Source organism: Bartonella sp. AD13SXNS (genome assembly GCF_042196465.1).
Taxonomy (GTDB): Bacteria; Pseudomonadota; Alphaproteobacteria; order Rhizobiales; family Rhizobiaceae; genus Bartonella.
Genome location: NZ_JBHIQI010000005.1, coordinates 82,606 through 100,590, shown reverse-complemented (window position 1 = coordinate 100,590; position 17,985 = coordinate 82,606). Strand labels below are relative to the sequence as shown.

The window sequence follows — 17,985 nt, the reverse complement described above, 5'->3', positions numbered from 1 at the left end:
CTCTCCTATCAAGCTCTTGAAAGAGCGATTTGGAATAATTTCATAAGGCGAAATAAAAACATAGTGACAAACTTTTCTATTGTTTTCACAAGTATGACGGCTTGCATGGTTGCCCCCTTCAAACACGGAAGCTTTTTTCTTGCACGATGGAATCTTTCATATATGAGACAACATAATTAATTTATAACAGATAATTCAATGTATTATCTAAAAAATGCGCCGAAATAGCTATTAATGTGAACATATGAATTAAAAAAACAAACATCGCGTACAAATAAATTCACACATAATTGAGCACACGGCTTATAACATTTTTTAGATGAACAAATAATAATACACCCCATGTCTTTAAACAAAGAATGAAAATCATAAAATAAGCTCTAAGGATAATAGGGACTCTCCACAAAGAAGAGATAGAGATGAAGACTCCAAAGACTTCATCATCACCATCCTTCACTATTTTATTAATATATTCATTTTATACAAGAATCTTTCCCTCAGAAGAAATAGCATTTGCCACAGCTTCCTCGCTTGCCTCATCAGGTAATAACATCTCATTATGAGCGCATCCCGATGGAATCATGGGAAAACAATTTTCTAAATGATAAACACGACAATCAAAAAGAACAGGTTTATCACAGTCAATCATCTGTTGAATTTTATCATCAAGTTCATCGGGTTTTGAACAATAAATTCCCACGGCTCCATAAGCTTGTGCCAATTTCACAAAGTCAGGCATAGACTCCGTATAAGAATGAGAAAGACGATTACCATGCAGCAATTGCTGCCACTGGCGAACCATTCCCATATACTGATTATTTAAAATAAAAATTTTTACAGATGTGTTATGCTGAATAGCTGTTGCAAGTTCTTGAATATTCATCTGAATGGAAGCATCTCCAGAAATACATACAACAAGTGCATCAGGATGCGCTATTTGAACACCAATCGCAGCTGGCAGACCATACCCCATCGTTCCAAGTCCACCAGAAGTCATCCAGTGTTTTGGTTCATCAAAGTGATAATACTGCGCTGCCCACATCTGGTGTTGTCCAACATCTGTTGTAATATAAGGACAGACATCTTTGGTCAGAGCATAAAGTCGTTCAAGAGCATATTGCGGCATGATGACATCTTTTTTCTCCGCATATGCCAATGAATTACGAGCTTTCCAACGGTTAATTTGCGTCCACCACGCCTCACGGACTTCACTGTTAAACGCTGGTTGCTGTATCTTTAAGAGTTGCGTCATATCTCCTAAAACACAAGCCACATCACCAATAATTGGAACTTCTGCTTTCACAATTTTATTGATAGAAGAAGGATCAATATCAATATGAATAATACGCGCATGAGGTGCAAATGCATCAAGGCGCCCCGTGATACGATCATCAAATCGTGCTCCAACGGCTAACATAACATCACAATCATGCATGGCCATATTAGCCTCATAGGTTCCATGCATTCCCAGCATTCCAAGCCAATTTTTGCCAGAAGCAGGATAAGCACCAAGTCCCATGAGTGTTGATGTAATCGGAAAATCTCCCAATTGAACCAAATCACGCAAGAGCTGTATAGCTTTCATCCCCGATGAAATAACACCACCACCAGAATAAATAACAGGACGTTTTGCCTCAACTAAAAGAGAAACAGCAGATTCGATAGCCTTAATATTCCCTTTCAACGATGGAGAAGAATGCAAAGTTTCCTGAACTTTAGGTGCTCTATAAAATCCTGAAGCAAATTGAACATCCTTAGGAATATCAATCAAAACCGGTCCTGGACGCCCCGATTGAGCAAGAAAAAAAGCTTCATGAATAATTTCCGCAAGATCATTGACGTTTTTGACCAGCCAATTATGCTTCGTACAGGGCTTTGTAATACCAACCGTATCAGCTTCTTGAAAGCCATTTGTTCCAATTATTGTTGTCGGTACCTGACCAGAAAAACAAACAAGAGGGATAGAATCCATGAGTGCATCTTGCAAAGGTGTAACAGCATTCGTTGCCCCTGGACCAGAAGTCACAAGCATAACACCTACATTTCCAGTGCTGCGTGCATAGCCTTCAGCCGCATGCCCTGCCGCCTGTTCATGGCGCACTAAAATATGCTGGAGTATATCTTGATGATAAAGAACATCAAAAATAGGTAAAACAGCCCCACCAGGATAACCAAAAATATGTTTAACCCCTTGATCTATAAGAGCCTGAACCACTATTTCAGCGCCAGACATTATTTTTCCATCTGCACTCTCTTGCTTTCTTGGATCATTTCTCATTTTTCCCACTCACCTACTTGATAGGACAATAAAAAAGCCCCTAACGGAGCCCATAAAAAAAGACCCCAAAGGAGCCTATTACACAACACATATTGTATGATCACCCCACTATTGCAACGCATAAAGTATATAAAAACATTCCTTATAGAAAGATTTTTAATTCCATTGATACCATTCGTCAATAAAAAATTATATTTTCTAAAAAATTTCTCCTTCACGAATTATCTTTTATCTTTCGCAATTTTTCTGCAAAGCTCCAGTTTTTCATCAAGAAATAAGCATCCAATCTTCATCAAATTGATTACGAAACCATGTCATTTGTCTTTTTGCATACCGCCTCGTTTGTTTTTTCACATCTTCAAGAGCATTCTCAAAGCTTCTATATCCATCCAAATAAGCCATAAATTCAGGTATACCAATAGCCTTCATTGCTGGTAACGAAGGAGAAAGCATAAGATTCTTCATGGCGACCACCTCTTCTAACGCTCCTCTTTCAATCATAGAGTCCAAACGTTTATGAATGCGTTCATAAAGCAGAGGGCGTGATGGCATGAGAAGAATTTTTTCAGCGAAATTCGACGCAATGAGAGGCGTTGTTTTTTGCTTCTGCCACCAACTGAGCTTCTTACCGGTTGCATCATAAACTTCCAAAGCACGAACAATACGCTGTCTATCTTGCGAAGAAATTTTTTCAGCAACACCAGCATCAATCTGTAACAACTGGTCATAAAGACTTTCAGGTCCCTCTTGATCAAGCAGCAGACGCCATTTCTGCCGCACAACATCTGGAACATGAGGAATTTCCGAAATCCCCTCTAAAAGAGCACGAAAATAAAGTCCTGTCCCACCAACAAAAATAACTGATCTTAAAGAAAAAGTAGCCAATAGCTTTTCAACATCACACAACCATTGCCCTACTGAATAATTCAACGTAGGACTCACATGACCATAAAGATAATGGGGAACAATCGCAGTATCAGCCTCTCTCGGTCGTGCTGTTAAAATATTTAAAACATCATAAACCTGCATTGAATCAGTATTAATAATGAGAGCATTTTTTTCTTGAGCCATGTGCAAGGCAAGTTCTGACTTCCCACTCGCCGTTGGCCCCGCTATTAATGTAATCGTTCTCTGTGTCATGAATAGCACCCCCTACCTATCAGTAACTTATTGCAACATGCATGACAGTCCCCTAAAGCCGCTGTATTTTCTCTCCATGATCATAAAGTAAACACTTTAAACAAAAATACGAACACAAATTCTTTTTAATACAAAGAAAATCTCATGAAACTTATTAAAAAAACAAATGAACTTAATAACAACATCAAAAAAATTTCAAAGCATTTTTGTTATCATCATTCAATAACAATCCACAGCTATAATAATTCTTTCCATTACATCAAAAACATACTCTTTGTCATCATTGGTGAACATAATACGGAAGCTTAATCTATACAATCAAACAGCTTTATTTTGTCCTATAAAAAAAGCATTCTAGGCTGATTTATAATAAGAGCCTCAAAAATTTTCTTCTTCACCCTCTCTTTTTTTTTACAACTATTTTTTTATCCCTCAAAGAAAGGTATCAATATCTATAACTGATTGAATATAATATAATTTTTCCCCAAGATGACTTTTTTAAACTGAAGTGAAAAAACATTCGCTATAGCACACCAAGCATAATCATAAAGCACTGCAAATCCCATGGAATAAAACACTCTTTATATTTACAATAGCATTTTTCAATTTGGATGAGAATCTCCAATATCATATGATTTCCTCATTTTTCTCTTCTCATAAAGCATCATATCAATACCATTGGCGTACACATCACAAACAGAGATAAAAATCGACAAAGATTATTGATCGTACAACAGGTGAAATTTTTATTGGTAAAGTACCAAGCCTATTCAATGGTCGTGCTAGATTTTCTCTCTGGAAACCATTACCAAATGGTAAAGCGAATCCAAGCCTTTATTGTTTTGCTATAGTAAAACGCGTTGATCAAAAAACACGAAAGAAAAACATTCATTAATGATCTTTGACACAATGAGACACAGTATTGATTTATAATGATAATTCATTGTCTTGAACTTGAAAAACAACCTCGAACAAAAGAATTCTCTCATTTCAAATCTATTCTATGTTGAATCAATCTTCCCTCTTGCACACATCACAAGTGGGATTACCGTGTGGATAAAAACTATATAAGAAAAGATTAAAAATGCCTATAATGAACCGTCTCACTGCAAGAACTGTTGCAACATTGAGAACGGGTTAATGCTATATGATAGTGCCAACTTATACTTTTATTCAGCATCAAATATGATTGTTCTCAATGGATTTTATGTTACACAATCCATGCTCTCCGCCATGAAATGAGTGTGATAAATATTAGAGGCTACATGCCAAACTTACAAAATACCCCATATACTAAAGCTGCTAAAAAACAAAAAATAATTTTTCAAACATCAATCCATTAAGATCGTTACGAACCGTAACTCTCCATCTGGACGCGCAACAATAAAGAGAGCATTTTTGCGTCCAGCTTCACGTAATTTATGAATACGTTTTTTAGCCTCATCAATTGTTGTGATAGAACTCTGATTGATATCAACAATCACTTCACCAACGCGAATACGCTTTTTATCCGCTGCGCTATTTTGTGCAACAGATGTCACCACTAGTCCTCGAAGTTTATCTGAAATTGAATAACGATGACGCAAATCCTCTGTCAGTTCAGATAACGTCATTCCCATAAACTGCATTGTCACATTTTCCAACAGATCTTGATTTTTTTTATCATTAACTTCTTCTTTTGTATCTTCATTTGGATCTGTTTCAACCAAACGTCCAAGCTTAACTTTTACTATTTTTTTTTGCCCATTCCGTAAAATAGTAACATCCACCACTTCTCCTTCTGAACTCTCTGCAACTAAACGCGGCAAATCACGTGCATGCTTAATTTTGGAATCTCCAAAGGAAAGAATAACATCTCCGGTTTGCAACTGGCTATTATCTACATTATTTTCTTTTGTCTGTTCTATTTTACCAGCCACCAATGCCCCTACAGCATCATCTAATTTTAAACTTTTTGCAATATCCTCTGTCACCGGCTGAATACGAATAGCCAACCAACCACGCCTTATTTCGCCAAAATCACGCAATTGATTAATAACAGAAAGGGCCATATCCGATGGAATAGCAAACCCAATACCGATAGATCCTCCCGAAGGTGAAACAATTGCTGTATTAATGCCAATGACTTCACCATTTCTATCAAATAACGGACCACCAGAATTGCCCCGATTAATTGCTGCATCTGTTTGAATAAAATTATCATAGGGACCAGCATTAAGGTCACGGTTACGTGCAGAAATAATGCCAACCGTTACACTTCCACCAAAACCATAAGGGTTTCCAATAGCCATAACCCAATCACCAATACGTGCCTTTTCTGAATCACCAAAACGCACAGCTTTTAATTTTTTACTTCCTGCATCGACTTGAAGCAACGCCAAATCAGTTTTGCTATCCTTTCCAAGAAGCTTTGCCTTTAATTTTGTTCCATCCGTAAAATTAACTTCAATATCATCAGCATCAACGATAACATGATAATTTGTAACAATAATCCCTTTTTGCGCATCAATTACAAAACCAGACCCTAAAGAACGCACTTTTTGGAATTGACTATCTTTTTGACCATCTTTAGGTGTAAAAAAATCACTAAAATATTCCTCCAACAATGAATCTTTTGGGATAATGGGTACCGCAGTATTTTCATCCTGTTCTGTTCCTTCAACAGTCTGTGCTGTGGAAATATTCACAACTGTTTCCAAAAGCTCAGAAGCTAAATCAGGAATAGAAAGCAATGCCTTGCTTGTCTCTGCGCCCCAAGACAAACTCACTGATCCTGATATGAACAAAGTCACAAAAAAAACAATTCTTGTGATAAAAAACTTCAAAAACGTACTTTTACTCACGACACTTCTATCCATGATATGCCTTTAACCAAAGCCGTAAAGAGCCCTACTAAATTTATCTATGTAAAACCCGCACGGCTCGATACTCTCTACCACTTTTATCATAAAAGAAAATGCTCACTGATTATTCTTTTCATGCAAAATCTCGTATCTGCAATCCATTATTTTATCTATTCTCTCCCGATTTTGAATCAGTTTTACTAAGTCCAGTATTCATTGTCGGTAAGAATGCTTTATTTGCCTGCGGCGGATTACGAAAATAGAAAAAGAAATCCTCATTTGGTGAAATCACCATCGGTGTTTTCTCTAAATTCTTGTATTGTTCCATCGCCAACCAAAAATCGTAAAAAGACGGATTAGCCTCCCGCGCATTCAATAAAAGACGAATACTTTCAGCTTGACCTTCACCACGGGTAATTTCAGCATCACGCTTTGCCGCTGCTACAATTTCTTCATATTCACGATTAGCTTCTGCTACAATACGATCTCGTTCTTGTTGACCACGAGCTCGAATATTTTCCGCAGCAGCTTCACGTTCAGCTGCCATTTGCCGATAGACATCTTCTGAAACAGCATCGGTCAAATCGGTTTTACGAATACGCACATCAACAATGGTAATACCCAACGAGCCTGCATCTACAGAAAACTGCTTCTGTACCTCAGCCATCATCGCTCCTCGTTCATCCGATAAAGCTGCTTTAAATTCTCGCTTACCATAAACAGCGCGCAAAGCATCAATAAAACGCGGCGCAAGATTTTCACGGGCTGCAATTTGCGGCCGTCCAGAAGCAATGCGCTGTAAAAACAACTTAGGATCTGTAATACGGTAAATAAAGAATGCATCCACTTCATAATACGCCCCACCACGAACCTGTACAGATTGTGTAGGAACATCGTAACGCAATAACCGATTATCAACAATGATCATCTTATCGATAAAAGGCGCCTTGAAATAGATTCCAGGATTAGATTCTACCTGAACAATTTGTCCAAAACGCTTAATTGCTACTTGTTGACGAGGATAGACGATAAAAACGGACATCCACAAAATCATCAAAACAAACACTATAGCACTCAAAACAAACAAAAAACGAGATTGCTGCATAATTAATCTCCTCCAGAAATGCGAGAATCTAAGAGTACTGCAGGACGCATTGATGTTGCCTTTACTTTTTCCGATGATTTGCTACGCAACAATTCGTTCAAAGGTAAATAAGGCACCGCTGGAGAATTTGCTTGATCAAGAACCAGCTTATTGGGTGAAGACAGAATCCGCCCCATCGTCTCCATATAGAGACGGTAGCGCGCAGCTTCTGGTGAAACCGCAGCCTCACGCGCTATCGCTTGAAAACGTTCAGCACGCCCTGTTGCTTCTTCAACCATTTGCGCCTTTTCACCTTTTGCGATTTCCCGTGTGCGTGAAGCTTCACCATTTGCTAAACCAATTTTCGTAAAACGCACACGATTCCCCTCTTCAATCATTCTTCCACGTTCCTGCTCCGCCTGCTGAACAGAATTAAACGCAGCAGCAACCTTTGTCGGAGGAGCAGCTTCACTGATAGATACACGACTTATTTCAACACCAAGCTGATATTTATCTACAGTCAACTGGATAATCTTTCTAACGTCATTAGCAACTTCTTCTTTTTTATCACGTAAAACATCATCAACCGGCCGCGAACCAATAACCTCACGCATTGCACTCTCGGCAACTTGGCGAACCGTTCCCTCTTGATCATTCACATTAAATAAAAACTGACTAGGGTACGCAATCCGATAGTAAACAGAAAAATTAACATTAACGATATTCTGATCACTCGAAAGCATTAAGCCATCACTTTGTTGCGCCTGACCAGGCTTTCCACCAATCGCGATTGTTTTTTCCGTTAAAGGTACTTTCATATAAGTCTCAATTGGCCAAAAATGAAAATGCAAGCCATCACCAATAATGCCTTCTTTAGGGATGCCAAAGCGCAGCTCTACCGCTTGTTCATTTTGCTGAACAATATAAATTGACTGGTATAACCAAAAAAACGCAATAAGCAGAAGGAATAAAACAGAAAGACTACTTCTCCCAAATTGTTTAAACTGATCCTGCCCTTTGCGCAAAATATCATTAAGATTAGGACCATTTTCGCTACCATGATTGCCACCAGAACCAAAGATATTCTTAGCTGGTGTTTTTTTGTCACCACTGTTTTTATCGCCACTCCACGGGCCACCACCATTTTGATTTGTCCAGGGCATTATCACCTCTTTAACTGATTACCACTACTCGAACACCAACCATTTGCTTGATCTTATAGGGTGCCTATTACCTCATTATAATACAACTGATAACCCCTTCCACTTCATATTACAAAAATTATTTCCGCTCATAAACAACAAAACGTGTCGGATGACTATCTTTATCCCCTTTTGGAATATCTTGTGTTTGCACAATAGTCCACTTTTCTTTATCAAAAACAGGAAAAAAACTATCACCTTCTATAGAAGCTAAAACTTCTGTAAGGAATATTTTATCAGCCATAGGCAATCCTTGTTGAAAAATTTCTCCTCCCCCAATAATAAAAATTTCCTTTACATCATTTTGAGAAGCAACGCTTGTTGCAAGAGAGCAAGCTTGCGATAAAGAGTGAGCAACAACAGCCCCTTCAGCGTTGAAGGTATAATCACGCGTAACGACGATATTTGTACGCCCAGGTAAAGGGCGCCCAAGAGAATCCCAAGTTTTTCGCCCCATAATAATGGGCTTACCCAATGTCAAAGCTTTAAAGCGTTGCAAATCCGTTGATAAATGCCAAGGCATGGCACCTTCACGACCGATAACACCATTTTCTGCAACCGCAGCAATGAAACAAATGGAAATCATCATATTGCTACCGGCGCTTTAATATGGGGTTGTGCTTCATAATTAAGCAATTCAAAATCCTCAAATTGAAAAGAAAAAAGATCTGTTACCACTGGATTTATGCGCATAGATGGCAAAGTATTTGGTCTACGAGACAATTGATATTTTGCCTGTTCAAAATGATTAGAATAAAGATGAGCATCCCCCAGAGTATGAATAAAATCACCTACTTTAAGACCGCTTACTTGCGCAATCATCATCGTTAACAATGCGTAGGACGCAATATTAAATGGAACACCTAAGAAAATATCCGCCGAACGCTGATAAAGCTGACAGGACAATTTCCCCTCCGCAATATAAAATTGAAAAAGACAATGGCACGGAGGTAAAGCCATTTCCTCTATTAATGCAGGATTCCAAGCAGATACAATCAAGCGACGAGAATCTGGCATTTCCTTAATCATTGTTAAAAGATTACTAATTTGATCAATATGGCGCCCATCAGGAGCAGGCCAAGAACGCCACTGATAACCATAAACAGGACCAAGATCTCCTTTTTCATCAGCCCACTCGTCCCAAATTGATACACCATGCTCTTTCAACCATGCAATATTTGTATCACCTTTAAGAAACCACAAAAGCTCGTAAATAATTGAACGTAAATGTAGTTTTTTTGTCGTCAACAATGGAAATCCTGCTTGTAAATCAAAGCGCATCTGATATCCAAAAATAGATCGCGTTCCAACGCCCGTCCGATCTGTACGATCAATACCCTGATTTAAAACGTGGGATAAAAGAGCCAGATATGATTTCATGAGGGTATTATGTCCGATTCTCCTCATTATAGAAAATAAAAACTGTAAAATTCGTACAAACATAATTCAAATCTTTATCCGAAAACATCTTACACAAGAAATTATCGTGATCTGACTAAAATTTTTATACAAAAGATAAAATACTATAGACAGCTTCTTAAGAAAAGAACATAGAGTGATAATGAACAAAAATGGTGAACGTGAAATGAAGGGATTGACTATGGAAAAACAAGAATCTTTAGCACCACATGATACGCAAAAACGTATCTGGGCTATTGTGTCCAGTGCATCAGGTAATCTAGTAGAATGGTATGATTTTTATGTTTATTCTTTTACATCCATTTACTTTGCATCACAATTTTTTCCCTCAGATGGCGATGTCGTTGCACAACTTTTAAAAGCCGCTGGTGTCTTTGCTATTGGTTTTCTTATGCGCCCAATCGGCGGATGGCTCTTTGGCTTCATTGCTGACCGCTATGGACGTAAACGCTCAATGCTTATTTCTGTTGGTATGATGTGTGGTGGTTCTTTCTTAATCGCCATACTTCCTACTTATGAAACTATTGGAATGGCAGCAGCAATTCTTTTACTTTTACTCCGAATGCTTCAAGGACTTTCTGTCGGGGGTGAATATGGTACGACAGCCACTTATATGAGTGAAGTGGCACTCAAAAACCGCCGTGGATTTTTTAGCTCTTTTCAATATACCACACTGATTGGTGGACAACTTCTAGCCAGTCTGGTTATATTCATTCTAGCACTTTATCTTACAGAGGATCAACTAAAAGCGTGGGGATGGCGTATTCCATTTGCCATTGGTGGCCTAGGAGCAGTTGTTGCAATTTACCTCCGCCGTACACTTCATGAAACAACCACAGAAGAAAATCGTTCTAAAAAGCAAGCTGGTAGTCTTTTAGAGCTTCTACGCAATCACAGAAAAGCTTTTTTTCTAGTTGTTGGCTTTACAGCTGGGGGATCGCTCACATTTTATACCTATACAACTTATATGCAAAAGTATCTGATCACAACCACCGGCTTTGATAAACATACTGCAACAACAATCATGACTGCTGCGCTCTTTGTTTTCATGTTACTTCAACCTGCATTTGGTTTTATGGCTGATAAAATTGGAACAAGAACTTCACTGCTTATTTGGAGTGTTTTATCTATTATCTTTACGATTCCTGGACTTCATGTAATTGGTAACACTAATGAAACATGGATTGCTCTATCAGTCATTATTGGAATGCTATGCATTATGAGTTTTTATACGTCCATCTCTGGTATTGTAAAGTCAGAAATGTTTCCCGCTTCAGTGCGAGCAACAGGTGTTGGATTCTCTTATGCTATTGCCAATGCACTGTTTGGCGGCTCTGCTGAATACGTAGCGCTTGAATTAAAAGACCTTGGATACGAATCTGTCTTCTATTTTTATATAACTGGCATGATGATTATTGCATTCATTGCAGTTCTCTTGATGCCCGATGCGCGCAAAAAAGGATATTTACAAGGAGACGATATTCATTAACTTTTGATGTTAACAAAAAAGCCCAGTATTCTGGGCTTTTTGTAATTCTTTCCTATAGAAGTTTAAAGCGCACGATTTTTTATCTCTTCAAAAACCTAAAGAAGAAATTTTCTCTCTTGCATATACTGCTTATAAAAATAAACAGCTGCATATTATTATTAATAAATACTTCTTTTGCTGAAGATAAAGAACTTTTGATTTATTTTAATACCCCCATTCCTAATCAAAATGGAAGCAAAACGATTATCTTGCAAGAAATTTTATCAATAATAAAGAGAATACCTTACCTTAAGTTTTTGTTTAATACGTTCTTAAGTCCCCTCATACAAAGCAGCAAATTGATTTATAGAGTGTTCATTGTTTTGCATATTGAATGAGAATTCCCGAATATCGTAGGATTCTCTCATTTCAAACCTGTTTATCTTGAATCAATCAAAACCATTCGCTTGCACATCACAAGCAGGATGAGTGTGTGGATAAAAACTGCACAAGAAAGAACTAAAAATGGCTCTCATGAATCATCTTAAGTCAAGGGCTGTCGCAACATTGGGGGCGTGGCAAAAAAGCCACCCATGAAAAACAGAAAATACTATTATGCTATGAATCCGCTCACTTTTTTAAGAAACATTTCTCAATGCACCCAACTCCATTTCACGAAGGCACCCGTGAATGACATAATGTAAAAACCCCGTAAAGTATAAACATGGGCATTACTCTCTTTACACTTAATAAAAATGCAAGCCCCTATCATTATACTATTGACGAACTCTTAATATTGTACTCCCCCTTAACACTTAAGATCATTCATAAAAAGTATTTTAACTGATACACCAACCTCGCATGCAATAGTCAATAACATCATTTTACGAAACAACATCAAGCATATAAACTAAAGAGTATTATATCTTCATAAACACTCTCACATGCAAATAATTCACAATCAAACAAAAAATAATATTTCCTTAAGGATAGTAAAAAGCTCATGATTTACGCAATATAACAACACCGTAAGCCCCAAACAACATTAATAGCTCTAGAAAAAATCTTTACAATGATATTTCTCTAAAAAATTATCGTGATACAATAGCATTTTTATAATGCACATCGTAAACAACTTTAAAGAGAAAAAAATTATAAATCTAAAAGGGGAATATTTCATGAATAACCAAACAATTTTAGATCCACATGATACAAGAAAACGTATTTTTGCTATCATATCGAGTGCATCAGGTAATCTGGTAGAATGGTATGATTTTTATGCTTACTCCTTTGCATCGGTTTATTTCGCTTCACAATTTTTTCCTGAAGATGAGGATATCGTTACACAACTGTTAAAAACTGCAGGAATCTTTTTTATTGGCTTTCTTATGCGTCCAATTGGAGCATGGCTTTTTGGCTTCATTGCTGACCGCTATGGACGTAAACGCTCAATGCTTATTTCTGTTTTTATGATGTGTGGAGGCTCTTTTCTCATTGCCATACTTCCCACCTATGAAACCTTGGGAATAACAGCAGCATTCCTTCTCCTTTTAGTTCGTATGTTTCAAGGACTTTCCGTTGGCGGTGAATATGGTACAGCAGCAACATATATGAGCGAAGTTGCGCCCAAAAACCGTCGTGGTCTCTTTGCTTCTTTTCAATATGCAACAACGATCTCAGGTCAACTTCTGGCAAGTTTTATAATATTTATTTTAGCCATTTACCTTAACGAGGATCAATTAAAAGCGTGGGGATGGCGGATTCCCTTTGTCATTGGTGGTTTTGGAGCAATCGTTGCAATTTATCTGCGTAGTTTTCTCCATGAAACAACAACCCTCAAAAGCCGCTCTGCAAAACATACTGGTAGCCTTAAAGAGCTTTTTCGTAATCATAAAAAAGCGTTCTTTTTGGTTGTTGGTTTTACAGCTGGCGGATCACTCACATTTTATACATACACCACTTATATGCAAAAATATCTGATAACAACTACTGGCTTTGATAAACAAACCGCAACAACAATAATGACTGCCGCCCTCTTTGTTTTTGTGTTACTCCAACCGCTTTTTGGTTCCCTAGCCGATAAAATTGGAGCAAGAGCTTCACTCATCAGTTGGGGTGTATTATCCATTATCTGCACCATTCCTGTACTTAAAATGATCGGGAATGCCCATAATCCATGGACAGCACTCTTAATCATTATTGGAATACTCTGTATTATGAGTTTTTATACGTCCATTGCTGGTATTATAAAAGCAGAATTATTCCCTGCTTCAATCCGAGCAATTGGTGTTGGATTTGCTTTTGCCATTGGCAATGCACTGTTTGGTGGTTCTGCTGAATATGTAGCGCTTGGATTAAAAAATATGGGACACGAATCTGTTTTCTTTTATTACATAGTTGGTATGATGGTCATTGCACTCATCTCTATTCTCCTTATGCCCGATATAGATAAAGGAGGATATCTCGATAAGGACGATAGACTTCATTAAACTTATTTTCTGGATAAAAAAGCCCAAAAAATTGGGCTTTTTTTGATCTCCTCTCCACCCTAATAAAGAACGAAAAGCCCACCCCGTATTCGTCTTACAAACAACTCAGTTTCTCTTAAGTTGTCTATAGTTACTGCCCTCTTTATGTAATTTACTTGATAAGATTCTATAGGCAAGCCCTCCCCTAAATACTTATCATGATATCTGAAAAACAACTCATACGGAAAACCTTATCTGAGCCTTACCTCACCCTCCTAAATGATGATGTGTTATGATACAACAAGATAAGTAAGGACACAAAAATCTCCTTTTTCATTATTTAAGCTTTATTAAATATTTTCAGTTTTGGGGCTTTCCGCTCATAAAGACCATCTCTTCTATGATCTTCCGGTATGATGCCAATAATTGCATTCTTCTCATCAAGTTTAAAGGTATCTTGATCTACTTTTCAATGTTCTCTCCCTTTAAATGCAATGTGATAACTTTTTATTCTACAACACAAGTAAAAATCTTAAAACGAATGACAATAGAACTCTAATAAATCATCTTAAAGAGTTTCCCTAAGAAATTGTTATAATACAATTGAATTTTTCTGGAAATCATAAACAATTATGTTTAGAAAATATGAACTATAAATCCAAAAGGGGAACAATTCATGAAAAATGAAACAACTTCAGCATCACAGGATGCAAGAAAACGTGTTTTTGCTATTATAGCAAGCGCATCAGGAAATCTCGTAGAATGGTATGATTTTTACGTTTACTCATTTGCATCAATTTATTTTGCATCACAATTCTTTCCCTCCGATGGTGATACGATTACGCCACTGTTAAAAACCGCAGGTGTGTTTTTTATTGGCTTTCTTATGCGCCCTATTGGAGCTTGGTTTTTAGGATTTGTCGCCGATCGTTATGGACGTAAACGCTCGATGCTTATATCCATTTTTATGATGTGTGGTGGCTCTTTTTTCATTGCCATACTTCCCACCTATGAAACCTTGGGAATAACATCAGCAATCCTTTTACTTTTAGCTCGGATGATGCAAGGACTTTCAGCGGGTGGTGAATATGGTACAGCAGCCACTTATATGAGTGAAGTTGCCCTCAAAAAACATCGTGGGCTTTTCGCTTCTTTCCAATCTGCCACTCTTATTACAGGTCAACTTCTTGCCAGCTTCATTATATTTATTCTAGCATCTTATCTCTCTGAAGATCAGTTAAAAGCATGGGGATGGCGCATTCCTTTTGTAATTGGTGGTTTCGGGGCAGTGATTGCGATTTATCTGCGTCGTTCTCTCCACGAAACAACCACGAAAGAAAGCCGCTCTCACAAACACTCTGGCAGTCTTAAGGAACTTCTCACCAAGCATACAAAAGCCGTTGTCGTAATTGCATGCTTTGCATCAGGAGGATCACTCACATTTTATACCTTTACGACTTATATGCAAAAATATCTGATCACAACCACCGGCTTTGATAAACATACAGCAACAACGATTATGACAGCTGTACTATTTATTTTCATCCTATTCCAACCCATAGCTGGTATCATAGCCGATAAAATTGGAACAAAAACTTTACTTATCATTTGGAGTATACTCTCTGTCATCTTTACATTTCCTGGACTCTGGATAATCGGTAATACGCATAGTATATGGGTTGCCTTTTCCGTCATTATTGGCTTGCTCTTCATTATGAGCATGTATACATCCATCTCTGGTGTCGTCAAATCAGCAATGTTTCCCTCTTCAATACGCGCATTAGGCGTTAGCATCTCTCATGCCATTGGTAACGCCTTATTTGGTGGTTCTGCTGAATACGTTGCGCTTGGGTTAAAAAAGTACGGTCATGAATCACTCTTTTATTTTTATATAACTGTCGTGATGATCATGGCATTCATTGCTCTTCTCTTTGTTCCGAGTATGCGTAAAGGAGGATATCTCCAAGACGATGAAAAACATTAACGCACTCTATAAACAAAAAAGCCCAAACAATTTTGGGCTTTTTTATTATTGAGCAAAATTTAGTTTAAAATTGTTTAAATTTTATGAAGTGCATTAAGGTGCTTAGCAACTAGATAATAAAAAGTCATACGACTTTTTCTACGCGCTCCAGACATCATCTCAGCCACTTTTGAAACAGCCATTTTAGCACTCTGTTCATCAGCTTCTAAAACATCTTGAACCCATTTTTCAACACGTTCTAACTCTTTTGGATCTGTTGTAGCAACAAGCGCTGCATCCTGTTTTTTCATCACCAAAGCTAAACGATGGCTAAGTCGTTCTACTGCTGCCTCATCAGGATTTGGATCATATAGTTTAATATCTGCTAGATTATTTGTCATTTTTCATCATCTCCTCTCCAAAAACGAGCGGCCTATACTTTAAAACCGCATCATATAGCTTCATAAATAACTAGAGGATTAAAAATATTAACAACCCCCCTTTTCCTGAGACCATTCTTCATCTATATTTAAGAGGCTGGCTTACCAGCTATGGTAATAAATGGACGGTGAAATAAACCTATTGGACCCGGGGGCGGTACCCGGCGCCTCCACCAAAGTATAAGAAACCCAAATTATATTTTGCTGGGGGCGAAATAGGATCGACAAGGGTGTAAAGATCGCTCTTTTACTCGGCATTGTACCACCGTTATCGGGCTAAATGAGTAGTTGCAAATGACAACTATGCGGAAGCACGTCTCGCCGCTTAAAGTGGTGTGAATGTTTCAACTTGACTCTTAAACCGTCGCAGGTTTAAGCGGGGTTCGAAGGCACCTGGCAACAGAAGCCTTCACTTTTTTAAATGTTATTGATTGATCTTTCAGGCATTATCAGACATTATTTATCTTAGAGTTTCGTGTTTTTTCAATTCATTGAGGTGCATCGTAGATAAAATATTGCTAGTTTTAAAATACATTTCTATTACACAACATCAATACGACCCATTCTGCTACGTGAAATAAAAGGAATAAACTTCGATGGTTAAAGATCAAATCCGTTACGATATTCTCGTTCAGGATGCGCTTCGTGGAGTTATCCGTAAAGTTTTATCGGAAGTTTCTAAAGCTGGTCTTCCGGGAAATCATCATTTTTTTATAACTTTTTTGACGAATTCCCCAGGCGTTAAAATTTCTTCTCGGCTAAAAAACCGCTATCCTGAGCAAATGACAATCGTCTTGCAACATCAGTTTAGAGATCTCAGTGTTTCAGAAACAGCCTTCGAAGTAACCCTCTCTTTCAGGGAAATAACAGAAAAACTGGTGATTCCTTTTACTTCCATTCAGGTCTTTTATGATCCTGTAGCAGCATTTGAAGCAGCATTTGATCTGCCCTCAAGTCTTACCTCTGGAGAAAGTGAAAATTCAGAAAACACCTTACCTGCACCCATTACTCTATCAAACAAACAAAAAAAAGAAAATACGCTCACAAAAGAACAAAATCTCAGTACCAATAAAGAACCTTCAAATAACGATACAAAACAAAGTGCTGATGTTGTCTCTTTAGATTCTTTTCGGAAAAAATAAACTTTCTCATGCCTGAATTAATTAACCTTCGCCAATTTCGAAAACAAAAAAAGCGTACAGAAAAAGCTCTTCGCGCTGAGCAAAATCGTTATCGTTTTGGACGAACAAAAACTGAAAAACTTTTTGAGCAACAAAAATCTTTAAAAACGCAAAAATTTCTTGATCAAAATCGTTTACGAAATGACGAATAAAGGTAGAAAAATGCACGAAAATAATTCTATCGATTGGTCAAAAGTTATTCCACAAAAAATATCTGTTCGCATTGATGGCCATGCAACAAGCGTCTCTTTAGAACCTCCATTTTTAGATATTCTAAAAGATATAGCCCGCCAAAAAGGACAATCTTTAGCCTTTATTATCACTGATATCGATAGCAAAAGACCACAACAAGTAAATCTTTCGGCCTCGTTACGCGTTTATGCCCTTCAAAGCGTTCTCGCCCAACGTCTTTAATATTTGTGTTTATTTTTTTACGTTCTCTTTCTGTCTGTTCAACTGAAACTGTTGTGACTTTTTAAGAGAAGTGTTTTTAATCTAG

At 37.6% G+C, this 17,985-nt stretch carries 14 protein-coding genes, 1 other RNA gene and 1 pseudogene; 8 read left to right on the top strand and 8 right to left on the bottom strand.

The annotated features are described in order from the left end of the window. Window positions 1-478 precede the first annotated feature (478 nt). Both ACFIMQ_RS05105 and miaA read right to left on the bottom strand, forming a co-directional pair. Complete coding sequence (locus tag ACFIMQ_RS05105; protein ID WP_375616503.1) at window positions 479-2,278, bottom strand: acetolactate synthase 3 large subunit; 1,800 nt, start codon at window positions 2,276-2,278, stop codon at window positions 479-481. Between the two features lie 267 nt (window positions 2,279-2,545). Then, window positions 2,546-3,418 carry a tRNA (adenosine(37)-N6)-dimethylallyltransferase MiaA gene (gene miaA / locus ACFIMQ_RS05100; RefSeq protein ID WP_375616504.1) on the bottom strand — a complete coding sequence of 291 codons (873 nt, stop codon included), beginning with the start codon at window positions 3,416-3,418 and terminating at the stop codon, window positions 2,546-2,548. A 706-nt stretch (window positions 3,419-4,124) separates the two neighbouring features. On the opposite strand from miaA, the pseudogene ACFIMQ_RS05095 reads away from it, so the two are divergent. Further along, window positions 4,125-4,313 (top strand): annotated as a pseudogene (locus ACFIMQ_RS05095) (2,3,4,5-tetrahydropyridine-2,6-dicarboxylate N-succinyltransferase); the annotation flags it as partial. A 436-nt stretch (window positions 4,314-4,749) separates the two neighbouring features. Here the strand turns inward: ACFIMQ_RS05095 and ACFIMQ_RS05090 are convergent. The 5 genes from ACFIMQ_RS05090 to ACFIMQ_RS05070 all read right to left on the bottom strand — a co-directional run bounded on the left by ACFIMQ_RS05090 (window position 4,750) and on the right by ACFIMQ_RS05070 (window position 9,927). Further along, complete coding sequence (locus ACFIMQ_RS05090; RefSeq protein ID WP_375616505.1) at window positions 4,750-6,276, bottom strand: Do family serine endopeptidase; 1,527 nt, start codon at window positions 6,274-6,276, stop codon at window positions 4,750-4,752. Between the two features lie 151 nt (window positions 6,277-6,427). Further along, window positions 6,428-7,366: a protease modulator HflC gene (gene hflC / locus ACFIMQ_RS05085; RefSeq protein ID WP_375616506.1), complete on the bottom strand. Its 939-nt coding sequence runs from the start codon at window positions 7,364-7,366 to the stop codon at window positions 6,428-6,430. Between the two features lie 2 nt (window positions 7,367-7,368). Continuing rightward, entirely contained in the window at window positions 7,369-8,508 is a 1,140-nt protein-coding gene (gene hflK / locus ACFIMQ_RS05080) for an FtsH protease activity modulator HflK (protein ID WP_375616507.1), read from the bottom strand. A 118-nt stretch (window positions 8,509-8,626) separates the two neighbouring features. Beyond that, window positions 8,627-9,136: a dihydrofolate reductase gene (locus ACFIMQ_RS05075; RefSeq protein WP_375703527.1), complete on the bottom strand. Its 510-nt coding sequence runs from the start codon at window positions 9,134-9,136 to the stop codon at window positions 8,627-8,629. Then, the gene (locus tag ACFIMQ_RS05070) at window positions 9,133-9,927 is read right to left on the bottom strand and encodes a thymidylate synthase (RefSeq protein WP_375616509.1); all 795 of its coding nucleotides are present in this window, start codon (window positions 9,925-9,927) and stop codon (window positions 9,133-9,135) included. The genes ACFIMQ_RS05075 and ACFIMQ_RS05070 overlap by 4 nt, the downstream gene beginning before the upstream one ends. Window positions 9,928-10,147: 220 nt before the next feature. On the opposite strand from ACFIMQ_RS05070, the gene ACFIMQ_RS05065 reads away from it, so the two are divergent. From ACFIMQ_RS05065 to ACFIMQ_RS05055, 3 genes are all read left to right on the top strand, one after another. Then, window positions 10,148-11,455 carry an MFS family transporter gene (locus ACFIMQ_RS05065; RefSeq protein WP_375616571.1) on the top strand — a complete coding sequence of 436 codons (1,308 nt, stop codon included), beginning with the start codon at window positions 10,148-10,150 and terminating at the stop codon, window positions 11,453-11,455. 1,157 nt (window positions 11,456-12,612) lie between these two features. Beyond that, window positions 12,613-13,923 (top strand): MFS family transporter, encoded by a 1,311-nt coding sequence (locus ACFIMQ_RS05060; RefSeq protein WP_375616510.1) that lies wholly within the window; start codon window positions 12,613-12,615, stop codon window positions 13,921-13,923. A 655-nt stretch (window positions 13,924-14,578) separates the two neighbouring features. After that, on the top strand, window positions 14,579-15,886 hold the full coding sequence (locus tag ACFIMQ_RS05055) for an MFS transporter (protein WP_375703526.1): 1,308 nt from the start codon (window positions 14,579-14,581) through the stop codon (window positions 15,884-15,886). Window positions 15,887-15,960: 74 nt separating this feature from the next. On the opposite strand, the gene ACFIMQ_RS05050 is transcribed toward ACFIMQ_RS05055, so the two are convergent. Further along, window positions 15,961-16,266 (bottom strand): DUF2853 family protein, encoded by a 306-nt coding sequence (locus ACFIMQ_RS05050; RefSeq protein WP_375703525.1) that lies wholly within the window; start codon window positions 16,264-16,266, stop codon window positions 15,961-15,963. A 96-nt stretch (window positions 16,267-16,362) separates the two neighbouring features. Here ACFIMQ_RS05050 and ssrA point away from each other — a divergent pair. From ssrA to ACFIMQ_RS05030, 4 genes are all read left to right on the top strand, one after another. Then, window positions 16,363-16,719: a transfer-messenger RNA gene (ssrA, locus tag ACFIMQ_RS05045) on the top strand. A gap of 182 nt (window positions 16,720-16,901) precedes the next feature. After that, window positions 16,902-17,447 (top strand): SspB family protein, encoded by a 546-nt coding sequence (locus ACFIMQ_RS05040; protein WP_375616513.1) that lies wholly within the window; start codon window positions 16,902-16,904, stop codon window positions 17,445-17,447. An 8-nt stretch (window positions 17,448-17,455) separates the two neighbouring features. Continuing rightward, window positions 17,456-17,638, top strand: coding sequence for a DUF4169 family protein (locus ACFIMQ_RS05035; protein ID WP_375616514.1), 183 nt, complete (start codon window positions 17,456-17,458; stop codon window positions 17,636-17,638). Between the two features lie 10 nt (window positions 17,639-17,648). Beyond that, complete coding sequence (locus ACFIMQ_RS05030; protein ID WP_375616515.1) at window positions 17,649-17,900, top strand: ribbon-helix-helix domain-containing protein; 252 nt, start codon at window positions 17,649-17,651, stop codon at window positions 17,898-17,900. The last annotated feature ends 85 nt before the right edge of the window (window positions 17,901-17,985 follow it).

What these genes read in the sequence shown, in the direction of transcription:
- ACFIMQ_RS05055 (WP_375703526.1), top strand. Translation starts at nt 14,579, where the DNA reads ATGAAAAATGAAACAACTTCAGCATCACAGGATGCAAGAAAACGTGTT.
- ACFIMQ_RS05075 (WP_375703527.1), bottom strand. Translation starts at nt 9,136, where the DNA reads ATGATGATTTCCATTTGTTTCATTGCTGCGGTTGCAGAAAATGGTGTT.
- ACFIMQ_RS05040 (WP_375616513.1), top strand. Translation starts at nt 16,902, where the DNA reads ATGGTTAAAGATCAAATCCGTTACGATATTCTCGTTCAGGATGCGCTT.
- ACFIMQ_RS05065 (WP_375616571.1), top strand. Translation starts at nt 10,148, where the DNA reads ATGGAAAAACAAGAATCTTTAGCACCACATGATACGCAAAAACGTATC.
- ACFIMQ_RS05105 (WP_375616503.1), bottom strand. Translation starts at nt 2,278, where the DNA reads ATGAGAAATGATCCAAGAAAGCAAGAGAGTGCAGATGGAAAAATAATG.
- ACFIMQ_RS05030 (WP_375616515.1), top strand. Translation starts at nt 17,649, where the DNA reads ATGCACGAAAATAATTCTATCGATTGGTCAAAAGTTATTCCACAAAAA.
- ACFIMQ_RS05050 (WP_375703525.1), bottom strand. Translation starts at nt 16,266, where the DNA reads ATGACAAATAATCTAGCAGATATTAAACTATATGATCCAAATCCTGAT.
- ACFIMQ_RS05035 (WP_375616514.1), top strand. Translation starts at nt 17,456, where the DNA reads ATGCCTGAATTAATTAACCTTCGCCAATTTCGAAAACAAAAAAAGCGT.
- hflK (WP_375616507.1), bottom strand. Translation starts at nt 8,508, where the DNA reads ATGCCCTGGACAAATCAAAATGGTGGTGGCCCGTGGAGTGGCGATAAA.
- ACFIMQ_RS05070 (WP_375616509.1), bottom strand. Translation starts at nt 9,927, where the DNA reads ATGAAATCATATCTGGCTCTTTTATCCCACGTTTTAAATCAGGGTATT.
- ACFIMQ_RS05060 (WP_375616510.1), top strand. Translation starts at nt 12,613, where the DNA reads ATGAATAACCAAACAATTTTAGATCCACATGATACAAGAAAACGTATT.
- hflC (WP_375616506.1), bottom strand. Translation starts at nt 7,366, where the DNA reads ATGCAGCAATCTCGTTTTTTGTTTGTTTTGAGTGCTATAGTGTTTGTT.
- miaA (WP_375616504.1), bottom strand. Translation starts at nt 3,418, where the DNA reads ATGACACAGAGAACGATTACATTAATAGCGGGGCCAACGGCGAGTGGG.
- ACFIMQ_RS05090 (WP_375616505.1), bottom strand. Translation starts at nt 6,276, where the DNA reads ATGGATAGAAGTGTCGTGAGTAAAAGTACGTTTTTGAAGTTTTTTATC.